This is a genomic window from Bowmanella denitrificans, from assembly GCF_039522935.1.
Lineage (GTDB): Bacteria > Pseudomonadota > Gammaproteobacteria > Enterobacterales > Alteromonadaceae > Bowmanella > Bowmanella denitrificans.
The window spans coordinates 297,737-313,174 of record NZ_BAAAEI010000031.1; the positions used below are offsets into that span (position 1 = coordinate 297,737).

Consider the following 15,438-nt stretch of genomic DNA (forward strand, 5'->3'; position numbering starts at 1 on the left):
TTTCCAAAGAAATGGCTTATATTTTATACCTATGTACAGTTATTAGAACCATTAACTATTTAATTTTAGTGAATAATGGTTTCGGCTAGTTTAACAAAAATAGGAAGCCCGCGTGCTTAATAATCTGTTCAGCAAAAAAATGCCTGCCATGTTGGGGTTAGATATAGGCACGCGCTCGGTTAAGGGCGTGTTGCTGAACAGCGTGGGGGGGCAGGTGCAGATTGTGGCTCATGCCTGTGAGTCCATTGCCGGTAATGCCTTTGCCGACCGGGAAATAAAAGATTTCGATGCGGTCAGCAATGCCATACGCAAAGTTAAAATGTCGCTGAAAAGTAAATGTAGAACCGTGGCGGCAGCAGTCTCCGGCTCATCTGTGATCACAAAAGTGGTGTTTATGGACCCTGACCAGTCTGATCACGAACTGGAAACTCAGATCGAAATTGAGGCCGACAGCCTGATTCCATACCCCCTTGATGAAGTCTATCTGGATTTTGAAGAATTGGGGCCCAGCAAGTTGCACCAGGGCAAAGTCGACGTGCTGCTTAGTGCCGCACACCGGGATATGCTGGATTCCAGAGTGACACTGCTGCGCGAGCTGGAACTGGAACCTAAAGTGATCGATGTGGAAGGTTATGCATTGGGAACAGCGCTGCTGCAGTATGGCCCGGCAGTGGAAGAAGATGTGCCGCTTTGTTGCATTAACCTGGGAGCCAGCCAGCTGTTACTGACAGTGATAGAAAACAGTCAGGTGATTTACAGTAAGGAACATGCTTTTGGTATGGACACCTTAGTGCGCGATCTGGCGCTGGTATACGGTATCGAACTGGCCGAAGCCGAGCGCCAGTTGATGGACAACAGTCTGCCCGATGGCTGGCGGCAACAAAATGGCGCGATGTTTCTGGCTAACCTGCAACAGCAAATCAGTCGTTCCCTGCAAATGTACGTGGCATCAACCGGCCGTCAGCGCCCGCAAACCTTGCTGATCAGTGGTGGCGGTGCCAATTTGCCGGGTATTGCAACTGACCTGGAGCAGGAGTTGTCGATGGAAGTGAAGATCTTTAATCCCTTTGACACTATGCAAAATAAAGACAGCAAAGGGGAGAGTGAATTGAACCGGCTGGCGCCGCAGTTGGCTATTGCCGTCGGTCTGGCGCACAGGAGTTTTACCCCATGGCACATATAAACCTTTTGCCCTGGCGCGAAGTTCAGCGTCAGAAACATAAGAAAGAATATGTGGCGACGCTGGCTATGGTGGCGCTGTGCGCACTGGCATTGTTTTGGGGGATTGGTGCGGTGGTGGACAATATGATCACGGCCCAGCAACAACGTAATGACTTCCTGAATCAGCAAATTGCCGTGCTGGATGGGCAAATCGCCAAGATTAAGGATATTAAAGAGCAAAAGAAACAGGTTGAGCAGCGCATGGCCCTGATAGAGCAACTGCAGGCGAATCGCAATGCCGCGCCGCATGTCTTGGATGAACTGGCCAGAATACTACCACCTGGGGTGTCATTTATTACCCTGAGCCGCAAAAACAATCGGATGGATGTCACTGGCATCAGCGAATCCAACAATAGATTATCCGAATTTATGCGTCGTCTGGAAGAGTCGAGAGTCTTTACCAATGGTGACTTGTCGTCCATTGTTGCTGATACCAGCAAATCTGACGCAGTAAGTGAGTTTAAGCTGACCTTTAATATCAGTCCCAGTGTTGCTCCTGAGTTGCTGGCAACTGGCACGGCTGAAGGTAAAAAGAAATGAAGTTCGATTTCAACAAACTTAAGGAAATGAATGAACTGGACTTCGAACAAGTGGCAGTCTGGCCATTTGAAGTAAAGGCTGTAGTGGCCCTGGTGGTGGCCATACTGGTTAGTGTACTGGGCTATTATATGCTGGTGAATGACAAGTTGCCGGTATTAACCAGCGCCGAGCAAAAGGAAATTGAGCTGAAGCAAACCTTTGAAGCCAAATATCGTATTGCCGTCAATCTGGACGCCTATCAGGAACAGTTAACCCGGATTCAGCAGGACTTTTCTTCCATGCTTAAATCCCTGCCTACCAGCAATGAAACGCCGGGATTACTGGACGATATTACCTTTGTTGGCACCTCTGCCGGCCTGAATTTCAAGTTGCTGAATTGGCAAAAGGAAATTCCCAAAGAGTTTTACACTGAATTGCCGATACAGATGGAAGTCAGTGGCAGTTATCACGAGTTTGGGCAATTTCTGGCTAACGTGGCAGGTTTACCGCGTATTGTGACTGTGCATGATTTTGATATGAGCCAGGAAGGGAGCAGCCTCAAGCTTAGCCTGCAAGCCAAGACCTACCGGACTTCTAATACTGGGTTGCAAGGGGGCAGTAAATGAAACGCTGGTTGTTGAGTTTGGCTGTGGCCACAACCTTGCTGGGTTGTCAGCCCAATATGCAGGATTTGCAGGAATTCGTGGTACAGGTAAAACAGACCACGCAAGTGAATATTGAGCCTTATCCCACCTTTAGCAAAACCCCGCCCTTTCAGTATCAAGTGGCGGATATACGCAGTCCGTTTCAACGGTTGTCGGGTATCACCCCGGAAACCTTGCAAACAGCCAAGGCAAATTGCTTACAACCCGATTTTGCCAGGGCTAAACAGCAGCTGGAGCACTATGGTACTGACGCCTTATCAATAAAGGGCTTTTTTACCCGTGAACAGCATACCTGGGCACTGTTCCAGGCCAATGATGGCAGTTTACACAAAGCCAGAGCCGGGGATCGGCTGGGGCTGTTTTTTGGACGTATTATATCCATCAGGGAAGGTCAGGTAACTATCACAGAAATGCTGCCCGACGGCACCGGATGCTGGCAGGAAAAACAGGCCACGCTGACGGTGTCCGAAGCGGCAGGAGAACAGAAGAATGTCTGAGCGGTTTATATTCAACAAGAAACTCAATAAGCGTAGGCGGTTACTACCTTGTATGCTGGTTGTTCTGGCTGGCGTGCTTGGCGTCAAGTCTATCTCGGCCCAGGCTCAGGACATGCAGCTTGTCGACCCGGATGCCAATAAAGCCTTGCCTTACAGGTTAACAGCGCTGGATTTTAAACGCAGCCAGGCAGGTGGAGCCCGGATACAAATGCAATTTGACCGGGAAGGCTTTGATGCTGCATTGGCGAAAGGCAAAGACGGTTTGGAATTGATGTTACCAGGCAGTCAGTTAGCAGAAGACCTGCTGTATAAGCTGGATGTCACAGATTTCGGTACGCCGGTACAATGGTTGGAAACCTTTCAGGGTGAAAAAGGCAGCAAAGTGCTATTTGCCGTGGAAGGTGACATGCAGTTCCGCCATCAGAAGAATGCCGCCAGCCTGGTGGTGGAAATTGACCCGCCTAAGCAGACCACCAGGGTAGAAACAGTGACCGATACGCAATACAGTGGCGCGCCAATTTCACTGGATTTCCAGGATGTACCGGTTCGTCAGGTTCTGCAGGTGATTGCCCAAATTAACGGTTTCAACCTGGTTACCACCGACACCGTGTCCGGTAATGTCACGATAAATCTGGATAATGTTCCCTGGGACCAGGCCCTTGGCATGATTCTCAAGATCAAGGGGTTGGATAAGCGTATGGAGGGCAACATCCTGCTGGTGGCTCCGGCAGAAGAACTGGCCTCCAGAGAGACCCAACGATTGCAATCCCAGCAGCAAGTGGCAGATCTTGCGCCATTAAAATCCGAAACCATTCAAATTAATTACGCAAAAGCCGCAGAGATGGCCACTATTCTGAAGTCTGGAGAAGGAGGTATTCTCAGCGCTCGTGGCACCGTTACGGTGGACAATCGTACTAATTCGCTGTTGATCCGCGACAGTCAGGAATACATAGAAGAAGCCAAAATAATGGTCAAGCAACTGGATATCCCTATCAAACAGGTGCTGATTGAGTCGCGCATGGTAACGGTAAGGGACAATGTGGACGAGCAGTTGGGAGTTCGCTGGGGGTTCAGTGATCAGCAGGACACCGATGGTGTATCGGGGTCACTTGAAGGGGCGCAGGCCATTGCCAGTGGGCAGATCCCAGCTCTTGCCAACCGACTGAACGTTAATCTACCGGTGGCGGGTACATCGGCAGGCCGAATTGGTTTTCATATCGCCAAGCTGGCCGATGGCACCATATTGGACCTTGAACTGTCAGCCCTTGAACAGGAAAACAAAGGCGAAATCATTGCCAGCCCGCGCATCACCGTGGCCAACCAGCATGAAGCCTATATCGAGCAAGGTACGGAAATTCCTTACGTGCAGGCCACATCCAGCGGTGCTACGTCGGTTGAGTTTAAAAAGGCAGTACTTAGCTTAAAAGTGACACCGCATATCACGCCGGACAACAGGATTATTTTAGATTTGGTTGTCACCCAGGATACCCGCGGCGACACTGTACAAACATCTACGGGCCCTGCGGTGGCCATCGACACCCAGGAGATTTCCACTCAGGTGCTGGTGGAAAATGGCGAAACCGTAGTGCTTGGCGGGATCTTTCAACAGAATCTGATCAAAGCTGTCAGCCAGGTGCCATTACTCGGAGATTTGCCGCTGGTAGGCAACTTGTTTAAGAATTCCAGAGATTTTAATGAAAAGCGCGAACTGCTGATTTTCGTCACGCCGCGAATTATGACTGAGCAACTCTAGTCCGCATCGGGAGGCACACTTGCCTCCCTTAGTCGTTTTTTACTACCTTTTATTTGCTGTATCGCAACAGACCATCTGTAGATAGGCTGAGACTAAAAGGTGATCAAAACTTGCATAAATGGCGAATTAACTGAGATAATCCCGCCCCTGAAATTCGACCGGGGGTTGAGTTTATCCATTTTCAATTTTAGTTGTGTGACATAAGCAGAGATGGCCGAAAAACGTAATATCTTTCTAGTTGGACCTATGGGTGCCGGTAAGAGCACCATTGGTAAACACCTTGCAGATGAACTTCACTTGGAATTCTTCGATTCTGATCAGGAAATCGAACGCCGTACTGGTGCCGATATTGCCTGGGTATTTGATATCGAAGGTGAAGAAGGTTTCCGTCAACGTGAAGAAGACGTCATTAATGACCTAACTGAAAAGCAGGGCATCGTTCTGGCAACAGGCGGTGGCTCGGTAATCAGTAAAAATGTTCGCAACCGTCTGGCGGCCAGGGGCATAGTGGTATACCTGCAGACTACTATCGACAAGCAGGTTGCCCGCACACAGCGTGACAAACGTCGTCCGCTGCTGCAAAACAATGATCCAGAAAAGGTACTGCGCAACCTGGCTGACGAACGTAACCCGCTGTATGAAGAAGTGGCCGATTACGTGGTGCAAACCGATGACCAGAGTGCCAGGGCTGTGGCTACCCAGATTATTGAGAAAATCGGACTGTAACGCTTTCCTACCGCGAGGCTACGCTCATGAACCAATTGAATGTTGAACTGGGTGAGCGTAGCTACCCCATCTATATCGACGCCAACTTATTGCGTCAGCCCGATGTGCTTAAACAGCATTTAAAAACCGATAAAGTGGTGGTGGTCACCAATCAGGTGGTCGAAGTCCTGTACGGTGCTCTGATGCGAGAGCTGTTGGACGGTATGCAGGTCGAAACCATCGTACTGCCGGATGGCGAGCAATATAAATCACTACAGAGTTTTGAAGCGGTATGCAGCCGTTTGCTGGAGATTCAGGCGGCCCGCGATACGACCCTGATCGCGTTTGGCGGCGGTGTGATTGGCGATCTGACCGGCTTTGTAGCAGCCTGCTATCAGCGTGGTATTCCTTTTATTCAGGTGCCAACAACCTTGCTTTCCCAGGTTGATTCTTCGGTCGGCGGTAAAACCGCAGTCAATCACCCTCTGGGTAAGAATATGATTGGTGCATTTTATCAGCCCCAGGCCGTGGTGATCGACACCATGACCTTGTGCAGTCTGCCAGGCCGCGAGTTCGCAGCTGGCATGGCCGAAGTGATTAAGTATGGCGTTATTTATGATGCTGAGTTTTTCGCCTGGCTGGAGAACAATCAGCAAGGCCTTAAAGCCAAACGTCAGGACTTATTGCAGCAAGTCATCAGGCGCTGTTGTGAAATTAAGGCCGAAATTGTTGCCAAAGATGAACGTGAGAGCGGATTGCGGGCATTACTGAACCTTGGCCACACTTTTGGTCATGCTATCGAAGCTGAGCAGGGTTACGGTAATTGGTTACATGGTGAGGCTGTTGCAACGGGCATTGTTCTTGCTTCTGAGGTAGCACAGCACAAGAATTGGTTGTCGGCGTCAGATCTTTGTCGTATTCGTGATTTATTGGTGTTTTTTGACTTACCTGTGCAGGCACCGGAAACCATGGGCTATGAAGATTTTATGCGGCATATGCGTCATGACAAAAAGGTGCAGGCCAGCCGTATCCGTTTTGTGATCCCAACCAGTATTGGCAGTGCTGTGGTAACTGACGATGTTGACGAGGCGCTGCTTAAACAATTGCTCGACGCCTCCTAAGAAGGCGCTGTGCATAAGGCATATCAGGACTTACATAAGAGACTGTCACACCTGACCAGCTTCGTGTCGGGTATGATTGTTTTGGCTGCAGAGGGGGAGGGGCACCAACAGGCCTTTGCCGGAGAATTTCTGGCCAGCCAGGGCTCTGACTGCAATTTGGCTTACATTAAGGCCACAGCCGGCAAAGAGGCTGCCAGTTATCGTCAGCAACTGGCCAGTCAGCTAATGGGCAATATCAGCCTAGACGCCCGTCGACCTCTTAACCACAGTTTGATGAAATTGCTGGAACGGGATCCGCAACCCGTGCTGATTTTTATTACTGGTGCAAATCATCTGCCAGTCGAACTTATCCTGGAGCTTTGGAATACAGTTCAGCAGCTTAGTGAACAGCAGTTTTGTGTGGTACTGGTTGGCAGTAATGACTGGGCCAGCTATGCACAACAGAAATTACCGGGTCCCGGCCAACCTGTTTTGTTAACCCATGACTTTGCCGGATTAGAAAGTGTCAGCGGCTCTGAACTGGACCGGCTGATTGCTGAAAAGCGTAAGGCTTTTAATGCCAGGCTGGCGGCCAGAAATGCGCCACCCATGGAAAAAGCGCGTAGCGCTTTACAATCTGGTTGGATGAAAGTCGCGTTGAGTCTGATATTTGTTGTTTCTTTTGTCGGGTTGATGGCGTTTTTGTACCGGGATTCATTGAGTTCCATTTGGCTGCAATCGTCGCAAATTGTTAAGGATAGCAGTGCGCCAATTGATAAGGCTCAGAAGGATAAGCAAGCCACTTCAGATGCATTATCAGACTCTGTAACTACTGATGTTCCGGTTGCAGAAGATATCCAGCTCGCCTCTGTGTCTGCTGTTGAGACATTGCCAGATAAAAGCAGTCAGGCGGATGAGTTGGTCAGTGACTGGCAAAGCCAGCTTGAAAAGATGCAGCCTGCTGAGGAGTCTGTCGAATCAGAGCCGCCGGGCATTCAGCCCGAATCAGATGCATCCTTAACAGAGCCTGTTCAGGTCGTTGCGCCACCCGTGCAGCAGCCTGATATGGAATCTGCACGGATTGCAGACCAAGCCGGGTCTGTCCCGGCTCAGTCAGCTTTTGCCTGGGATGAGGAAAAATTACTGGCGTTGCCCCCTGACACTTACCTTTTGCAGCTTTCTGCTGCCAGTGATGTGACTGTGTTAAATGGCTTTATTCAGGCCAATCAACTGGCGCCGAGCACCTGGCGATATCAAACCCTTCGCTATGGTGGTCCCTGGTATGTGTTGTTGGCCGGTGAGTCGTTTGCCAGCCTTGCACTAGCCCGCGCTGCGGTGTCAGGATTGCCTCAGGTTGTGCAGAGGGAAAATCCCTTTGCCAAAACGGCAAAGCAGGTACAGGAAGAAATTCAACGCACCGCAGCGCAATAAATTTAATCCAATTGAGCGGCGCTTTCAGTTACAATCCTGCCTTTGTATCGTAGCTTTCAGCCTGAATGGATAATAAGAAGTGTCGCGCCTTTTTGAAGTGGGCAGGCGGCAAATACGCACTGGTTAATGAGATCCGTAGTCGCTTGCCCGATGGACAGCGGCTGATAGAGCCTTTTGTCGGGGCCGGCTCGGTATTTCTTAACACCCATTACACTGAATATTTGCTCAATGACATTAATCCGGATCTGATTAATCTTTATAAAGTTCTGCAACAAACACCAGACCAATATATTCAGGATGCGCGTGAATTCTTTCGGGCCTCAGGCAATCAGTCAGATACCTACTATCAGTTGCGCGACGAGTTCAATCAAAGTGACGACAGCTATTATCGTTCCTTACTGTTTTTGTATCTGAATCGCCATGGTTACAACGGCCTTTGCCGCTATAACCTATCCGGAAAGTTCAATGTGCCTTTTGGCCGATACAAGCAGCCCTATTTTCCAGAGACTGAACTGCGTTTTTTTGCCGCTAAAGCGCAATACGCTACTTTTGTTTGCATGCCTTTTGCGGAAGTATTTGCATTAGCCTCAGAAGGTGACGTGATTTATTGCGACCCGCCCTATGCGCCTATCAGCCGTACTGCCAATTTTACCAGTTACGCGGGAAGTGGCTTTCCTCTTGCTGAGCAGCGCAGTTTGGCGCAACACGCCTTACAGACTATGCAAAGCAGCAGTGTGCCAGTGTTGATTAGCAACCATGATACAGAGCTCACCAGGGAAATTTATGCCCAGGCAAGTTTGTCTGAGCTAAAGGTGGGCCGTTATATCAGTCAGAAAGGGCATAAACGCAAGAAAGTGGATGAGTTGCTGGCTTTATTTCACCAGCCAGTTGACCAACACCGCCAGGCTGACAACAAATATCGCGACAAACACAACACCGACAATCAGGTAGGGTAAAACGCTGGGGCTGCTTTCAAAGTCTTGTTGGCGGTTCTTGGCACTCTGCACGCCAAAGGCACTGGCTACCACGCTCTTCAAAACCTGAGTCCAGCTTGGTTGGCTCATTAGCTGGCAGTGCGTTGATCTTTACCTGGCTCTGCGTGCCTGGACAACAGCTCAAGTAAATCAAGAAAATGGAACTGAACTGATTGGTTGCCGCCCTTAAGCCAGGACAGCCAACTGACATCCTGCTGTTGCCCGGTGGCACAGCGATTAGTGGGATGACTAAGTGGCAAACTGTTATCCAGCTCAATACCGGAATCACAATTGCATGAGCCGTAACTCTGCACGTACTCCTGCTGAGCGGCGGGCACCATAAACACCATAAGCAGGAGCGTGGCTCCCGCTGCGGTTGAGTACATCATCCTGATTTTGCTGGTCATGATAAATCCAAATCTATCTGCTTCCCGACATTATACGCCAGAAGAAAGTTTGAACAACCAGCCTTATCCCATTGAGTGGTTCATTTGTCGCAATTTTAGACAACAATTGGGAATAGGCCAGCACGGCCAACAACATCGGTAAAATCAAGCTGCTGGCAAACTATGCTGACCTAAGAGTACCTCAGTTAGAAACTGGTTCCCCAACTCACCACAAATTTAGTATCGTCATCGCCGGACTCCTCATCTGCCTTGGACAAGGTAAAAGTAAAATCCCCTTTACTCAGATCTAACTGAAAATGTCCGTAATCCTTATCACCATGCACGGCTTCGTCAATGTCGAAACTGTAGTAGCCGTAGGTCAATCCCAATGAAAAGTCTTCGGGCAGGGCAAAGCTATAACTGACATGATAATACATATCGCCCTTGCCAAAAGGGGCGTCGTCATCGGCGTCGCTATTGGCTGTGTAAGCCAGGCCAAACCCCAGGTCACCGAATGAGCCGTTGAAATACAATTCACCGAAGTTGGAATCATCATATTCTTCTTCAGGGTAAGCATAATAAATGTAACCCACATCATAACCAAAATCGCCAGCTTCACCGCTGTATCCGGCATACCAGTCTGTTTCCACGCCATTGCCATTGCCCCAATCGATAGAGCCGACCCAGGTGCCTGCGTAGAAACCACTTTCATGGCTGTAATCCAGACCGCCAGAAATGGACGGACCATCAGAGCTTTGTGTGACACCACGCCACAGGTAATTGCTGGTGACACCGATATTCGCGCTGACTTCAGCCAGGCATACCGGGCTGGCCAGCGACAAACCCAACAGGGCAGTGATTAGTGACAACTTGTTGTGTGTTTTCATGTGTGTGCTCCGTTTTTTGATGTTGACTCTGTCTATCTGTTGAAAACCTGAGCAAGCTTGATGCCGCCCTGTGCAGAAAAACACACTGACCATTAATTTCTTCTTAAGGTATTGATTATTATTGATTAATTTTTGTTACTTGGATGGTTGGTCGGAAACTGGAGACCAAGACCGTAGGACATGCAAATACCCGTTGCACCATAAATGGGCGCAGGTGCAGCTGTTGGTGCAAGCCGACGGCTTTTTTTGTATCTTAGGCGTTACTGCAATCAGCTGGATCTGTCATGCAACCATTCTTAATCGCACCGTCCATACTTTCTGCCAACTTTGCCAAGCTTGGGGAAGAGGTCGACAAGGTGCTGGCCGCCGGTGCCGACCTGGTGCACTTTGATGTGATGGACAATCACTACGTGCCCAATTTGACCTTTGGCCCCATGATTTGCAGTGCGCTGCGCAAACATGGCGTGACCGCCGATATTGATGTGCACTTAATGGTGCAGCCGGTGGATACCCTGATAGGTATGTTTGCCGATGCCGGGGCCAGTATGATTAGTTTTCATCCTGAGGCCTCATTGCATATTGACCGAAGTGTGCAGTTGATTCATCAGGCGGGTTGTAAAGCTGGCCTGGTACTAAACCCGGCCACACCGCTGCATTATCTGGACTATATGCTGGACAAGCTGGATTATGTGCTGCTGATGTCAGTCAACCCAGGTTTCGGCGGGCAAAGCTTTATTCCGTCGGTACTGGATAAACTGCGGGAAGTAAAGTCTCGAATCAAGGCTAGTGGTCGTGAAATCCGTGTTGAAATTGACGGCGGCGTAAAAGTCGATAATATTCGCGCCATTGCTGAAGCGGGGGCAGATATGTTTGTAGCCGGTTCAGCCATATTTAACCAGCCTGATTATGCCAAGGTAATAGACGCTATGCGTCAGGAGCTGGCCAGGGCAAATATTGAGTAACAGTAACGGCGCATCAGCGTTTGCGAACACAGCAGGAATTTTTTGTTATGCATAAACCCATTGTATTAAGTGGCTGTCAGCCGTCCGGACAACTGACCATTGGTAACTATATGGGTGCGCTTAAACAGTGGGTGGGCATGCAGCAGGAGTACGATTGTCTGTATATGCTGGTGGATTTGCATGCCATTACCGTGCGCCAGGATCCATTGGCCCTGCGTAACGCCACCTTAGACGGGCTGGCCTTATATCTGGCCTGTGGCATCGACCCCAACCAGAGTACTCTGTTTATCCAGTCTCAGGTTCCGGAGCATGCTCAACTTGCCTGGGTGCTGAACTGTTACACGCAAATGGGCGAGTTGAATCGCATGACGCAGTTTAAGGACAAGTCGGCAAAAAACGTTAACAACATCAATGCCGGGTTGTTCACTTATCCAACACTGATGGCCGCTGATATTCTCATTTATCAGGCCGAACAGGTACCGGTCGGTGATGATCAGAAGCAACACCTGGAACTGACCCGGGATGTGGCGATTCGTTTCAACAATCAGCATGGTGAGACGTTCAAAGTGCCAGAGCCCTATATTCCCGAGTTCGGCGCACGTATTATGAGTCTGCAGGATCCGGCCAAGAAAATGTCCAAGTCTGATGACAATCCCAACAACTTTGTCGGCCTGCTGGAAGATCCCAAGAAGATCGCTAAGAAGATCAAAAAGGCCGTTACCGATTCAGATGAGCAGGCGCGTATCTATTTTGATCCTAAGGAAAAGGCTGGAGTGTCTAACTTACTGACCCTGCTAAGTGGCGCTACCGGCAAGTCTATCGAGCAATTGGTTCCTGAGTATGAAGGCAAGATGTACGGCCATCTGAAAGGCGATGTGGCCGATGCGGTGGTGGCTCTGCTGGAGCCCATTCAACAGCGCTTCCACCAACTGCGTGATGACCAGGCCGAACTTGACCGCATTATGTTGGAAGGGGCTGGGAAAGCCAGCGCCAGAGCGGCGAAAACTCTGGCGGCGGTTTATGAAAAGGTAGGCTTTATTGCCCGCCCGATAGGTTAGTTGAAATCCAACTGTTACTGACCTCTCAGGTCGGTAACAGTTGGGTGTGCCACAGTCGTTCTCCTTTGCGATTAAAGTGACTGACAGTAAGGGCACCACTTTCTCCATCAATGTCCATCTGCCCAAAGAACTGATAATCCTGTGAAGGCTCTGCCCCTTGTTGCAAATCATCAGGAATACCTTTAAACACCAACTGCGGGCCAAAGGTATTATCCAGTTCACCCGGACCAAAGGTACCGGCATGTAAGGGGCCACTGACAAATTCCCAAAATGGCATAAAATCCTTGAACTGCGCCTGTTCGGGGGCGTAATAATGCGAAGCGCAATAGTGCACATCGGCAGTAATAAAGTGCACATTGTAAATGTGGTTGTCGCGAATGTGCCGCAGCAGTTCTGCCATTTCCAGTTCACGTCCCAGTGGCGGTCCGTCGATATTGGCCATATTTTCCGCTATCTCTGTGCCCCAATCGGTAACCTTCAGGCCAATCGGCATATCTGCCGCGATAATTTTCCAGGTGGCATCAGAACGGCTCAGACTCTGCTTCAACCAGGCGAGTTGCTGAGCACCCAGAAAAGCGGTTTGCGCACTGGATTCTGTTTGCCGATTCAGGTTGTTGGGGCCACGGTAACTGCGCATATCCAGCATAAAGATATCCAGGTGCGGACCATAGGCAATTTTGCGGTAAATCTGCCGCTCGTCCAGGCTGTTCAGGCGTATCGGGTTGCATTCCAGCATGGCCCGGCGTGAATGCTCCGCAAGTAACGATATGCTTTTTTGTGTATACCTTGGGTCATCCAGTATCTGGCCAGGGAACCAATTGTTGCGCACCTCGTGATCGTCCCATTGTTGGAAGGTGGCGACCTGGCTATGCAGTTTTGCCACATGCTCATCGAGAAAGTTGTAGTAATAGTGCTCGCGAAATTCCTGTACGCTTTCGGCGACTTTGCTGACCCCCTCCGTTTGCAGGTTTTGCCATTGACTGCCGTCGCTTAGGGTCTTGCTTGACTCGATAGGATTATCGGCATAAATCAGGTCGCCACAATGGACAAAAAAATCCGGTTGCTGCCGCAATATCGCCGCATAGGTTTGCATGCCGCCACGATTTTTATCTATACCAAAGCCTTGTCCTGCGGTATCGCCGGACCAGCAAAAACGCACATTGCCTTTCAGTACCGGAGCCGTTTTGAAATGCCCCTGCCAGATATCACTGACGGCACCCGGATTTTCCAGGCTGGCAAAGCTGACCCGGTAATACCAGATTTGACCGGGCAATAGGCCATGCAACAGGGTTTTGGCATTAAAGTCAGTGGGAGCCAGTGCCGCTCCACCGACAAACCTGCTTGCCTTGGTAAAGGTCTCATCAGCGCTCACTTCTACTTGCATCAAGGCCGGTTTATCGGTGCGTCCCCAAATGACGGCACCGTCATAACTCACATCTCCGGCGCTGATTCCGGTAATTAGTCTGGGACGCTGTGGGTCGGCTGACAGGGAAAATACCATCGGACTGGCCATCATGCCGACCGTCGCCAGACCAACTTTAAGAAAATCTCTGCGTTGCAAAAACATTGTACCTTACTTAGCTGAGTAAGCTCATTCTACCCGCAGTATGTGGCAAATAGGTGAATGAGTTTGTGTTGTGTCTGAGACGCAGCCTATGTTCATGGGTGAAGCCATAAACTCTTCGCCAAAGTAGCGAATCTGTTTGTCGATTTGTACCAATATCTTGCTTGTGCACAGTATAGGGGATGCAACTACTTTGATTCACTTAACGAAAAGTGATGAAACATTGTCTGATGTAAGTCAGGCTGTATCTTGGCACCGACAGACATTTAAAGTGCTTAATACGGCCCAGCCATAGGTGTGCCTGGGCCGAGTGCCTCTCAGTCGGGGAAGCTGATGTGACTGCTGAGAAAGTGCTTTAAAATCACGTCCCGTACACCCGTCATAGGCATTTGCCGGGGCAGGTTATAAGGTTGGCTGGTAATCAGCAAGGGACCCTTTTCCGGGCTGGCTGCCGGTCGCCCGTGGCTGCCTTTTATCAGGCTGGGGTCCAGTGGAATCAAATCCATCAGCATGCGCATGCCCAGTTTCTTTTTCAGCAGGCGCTGGACAATTTTCAGCTTGGGAAAGCGGATAGCCGGGTCAATAAACATTTCCACCGGGTCATACCCAGGTTTACGATGGATATCTACAGTGCGGGCGAAGTCCGGGGCCAGCTTGTCATCCAGCCAGTAATAGTAATTAAACCACCATCCTGACTGAGCCACAGCAAGCAGTTCACCACTGCGCTCATGGGCCAGTCCCTGCTCCTGTTGGGCTGCCTTGTCCAGAACCTGCTCAACACCTTCCAAGCCTTCCAGCAACGCTTTCACCTGGGCTATATCCGCCGGGTCTTTGACATAAATATGGGCTATCTGGTGGTCCGCCACCGCAAAGGCCTGGCTAGCACCAGGGTCCAGCAACTCCCAGCCCAATGACTGGCGCACGGCGACATAACCGGCCTGGCGTAGATGGCGGTTCAGCGACAGAGAATACTGCACATCTTCAATGCCGTATTCAGATACCAGCATCACCACCGTGTTAGCGGACTGGGCGTAATCCAGCAAGCGGCCTACTTCCTGGTCAATGGCCCGGATATCTTTGGCTGTGTCGGGGTGAGATGGCCCCAACTTTTGCAGGTTGTAGTCCAGATGCGGCAGGTAGACTAATTGCAAATGTGGCTGATTCAGTTTGTGCTCGGCAATCGCGCAATCCACTATCCAGCGGCTGGAGGCGATGCCCGCCCCAGGCCCCCAGAAGGTATGGAAAGGAAAGGTGCCAACTTGTGCTTCCAGTTGCTTGTGCAGGTCGGCTGGCTGGGAGTACAGACCAAATTCCTTGCGACCATCCGCCGGATAATGTGGGCGGGGCGTGACTGCCGCATCGACATCCGCATACATGTTGTACCACCAGAACAACTGCGAGCAGCGAAAGCCTGGCAACTGGCGTTTCAGGGTCTGCCAGACTTTCTCACCCTGCATTAACTGGTTTGGCTGCAGCCAGAATTTGACCTCCGCCAGTTCGCGAAAATACCACCCATTACCCACTATGCCATGCCCGGAAGGTGGGGTGCCGGTCAGCATCGAGGCTTGAGCTGTGGTGGTCAGGGCCGGAAAGGTGCCCTGCAAATGGCAAAGTTCGCCATCGTTTAAGAGCCTGTTGATGTTTGGGGTGTTGTTCCCCAGCATGCTGGCAGTTAAGCCGACAACATTGGCGACAATTAGTGGTGTTGATTGCATT

The 15,438-nt window shown here is 50.2% G+C and carries 16 protein-coding genes; 11 read left to right on the top strand and 5 right to left on the bottom strand.

The genetic code is table 11. The features are described 5' to 3' along the window. The first annotated feature begins 112 nt into the window (after positions 1-112). The 9 genes from pilM to ABD028_RS22635 all read left to right on the top strand — a co-directional run bounded on the left by pilM (position 113) and on the right by ABD028_RS22635 (position 8,847). Positions 113-1,183, top strand: a complete 1,071-nt coding sequence (gene pilM, locus ABD028_RS22595) for a type IV pilus assembly protein PilM (protein WP_343847599.1) — start codon at positions 113-115, stop codon at positions 1,181-1,183. Further along, complete coding sequence (locus tag ABD028_RS22600) at positions 1,171-1,761, top strand: PilN domain-containing protein (RefSeq protein WP_343847600.1); 591 nt, start codon at positions 1,171-1,173, stop codon at positions 1,759-1,761. The genes pilM and ABD028_RS22600 overlap by 13 nt, the downstream gene beginning before the upstream one ends. Next, a complete protein-coding gene (locus tag ABD028_RS22605) occupies positions 1,758-2,366 on the top strand; it encodes a type IV pilus inner membrane component PilO (RefSeq protein ID WP_343847601.1) in 609 nt (202 codons plus the stop codon). The genes ABD028_RS22600 and ABD028_RS22605 overlap by 4 nt, the downstream gene beginning before the upstream one ends. Then, a complete protein-coding gene (locus ABD028_RS22610) occupies positions 2,363-2,902 on the top strand; it encodes a pilus assembly protein PilP (protein ID WP_343847602.1) in 540 nt (179 codons plus the stop codon). Before ABD028_RS22605 ends, ABD028_RS22610 begins: the two co-directional genes overlap by 4 nt. Beyond that, positions 2,895-4,655, top strand: coding sequence for a type IV pilus secretin PilQ (locus ABD028_RS22615; protein WP_343847603.1), 1,761 nt, complete (start codon positions 2,895-2,897; stop codon positions 4,653-4,655). The genes ABD028_RS22610 and ABD028_RS22615 overlap by 8 nt, the downstream gene beginning before the upstream one ends. A gap of 210 nt (positions 4,656-4,865) precedes the next feature. Next, entirely contained in the window at positions 4,866-5,381 is a 516-nt protein-coding gene (aroK, locus tag ABD028_RS22620) for a shikimate kinase AroK (RefSeq protein WP_102794256.1), read from the top strand. Positions 5,382-5,407: 26 nt separating this feature from the next. Then, complete coding sequence (gene aroB / locus ABD028_RS22625) at positions 5,408-6,481, top strand: 3-dehydroquinate synthase (protein ID WP_343847604.1); 1,074 nt, start codon at positions 5,408-5,410, stop codon at positions 6,479-6,481. A 9-nt stretch (positions 6,482-6,490) separates the two neighbouring features. Then, entirely contained in the window at positions 6,491-7,891 is a 1,401-nt protein-coding gene (locus tag ABD028_RS22630) for an SPOR domain-containing protein (RefSeq protein WP_343847605.1), read from the top strand. Positions 7,892-7,956: 65 nt separating this feature from the next. Beyond that, complete coding sequence (locus ABD028_RS22635) at positions 7,957-8,847, top strand: Dam family site-specific DNA-(adenine-N6)-methyltransferase (protein ID WP_343847606.1); 891 nt, start codon at positions 7,957-7,959, stop codon at positions 8,845-8,847. On the opposite strand, the gene ABD028_RS22640 is transcribed toward ABD028_RS22635, so the two are convergent. The 3 genes from ABD028_RS22640 to ABD028_RS22650 all read right to left on the bottom strand — a co-directional run bounded on the left by ABD028_RS22640 (position 8,764) and on the right by ABD028_RS22650 (position 10,138). Next, positions 8,764-8,955: a DUF2970 domain-containing protein gene (locus ABD028_RS22640; protein ID WP_343847607.1), complete on the bottom strand. Its 192-nt coding sequence runs from the start codon at positions 8,953-8,955 to the stop codon at positions 8,764-8,766. The genes ABD028_RS22635 and ABD028_RS22640 overlap by 84 nt on opposite strands. Then, positions 8,955-9,272 (bottom strand): hypothetical protein, encoded by a 318-nt coding sequence (locus tag ABD028_RS22645; RefSeq protein WP_216362483.1) that lies wholly within the window; start codon positions 9,270-9,272, stop codon positions 8,955-8,957. The genes ABD028_RS22640 and ABD028_RS22645 overlap by 1 nt, the downstream gene beginning before the upstream one ends. Before the next feature lie 185 nt (positions 9,273-9,457). Then, entirely contained in the window at positions 9,458-10,138 is a 681-nt protein-coding gene (locus ABD028_RS22650) for a TorF family putative porin (RefSeq protein ID WP_343847608.1), read from the bottom strand. A gap of 284 nt (positions 10,139-10,422) precedes the next feature. On the opposite strand from ABD028_RS22650, the gene rpe reads away from it, so the two are divergent. Together rpe and trpS are read left to right on the top strand one after the other, a co-directional pair. Then, on the top strand, positions 10,423-11,100 hold the full coding sequence (rpe, locus tag ABD028_RS22655; protein ID WP_343847609.1) for a ribulose-phosphate 3-epimerase: 678 nt from the start codon (positions 10,423-10,425) through the stop codon (positions 11,098-11,100). A 47-nt stretch (positions 11,101-11,147) separates the two neighbouring features. After that, entirely contained in the window at positions 11,148-12,158 is a 1,011-nt protein-coding gene (gene trpS / locus ABD028_RS22660) for a tryptophan--tRNA ligase (protein WP_343847610.1), read from the top strand. Between the two features lie 25 nt (positions 12,159-12,183). Here the strand turns inward: trpS and ABD028_RS22665 are convergent, their stop codons facing one another. Beyond that, on the bottom strand, positions 12,184-13,725 hold the full coding sequence (locus ABD028_RS22665) for an alkaline phosphatase D family protein (protein ID WP_343847611.1): 1,542 nt from the start codon (positions 13,723-13,725) through the stop codon (positions 12,184-12,186). Positions 13,726-14,039: 314 nt separating this feature from the next. Beyond that, positions 14,040-15,437 (bottom strand): alkaline phosphatase family protein, encoded by a 1,398-nt coding sequence (locus ABD028_RS22670; protein ID WP_343847612.1) that lies wholly within the window; start codon positions 15,435-15,437, stop codon positions 14,040-14,042. Position 15,438 lies beyond the last annotated feature (1 nt).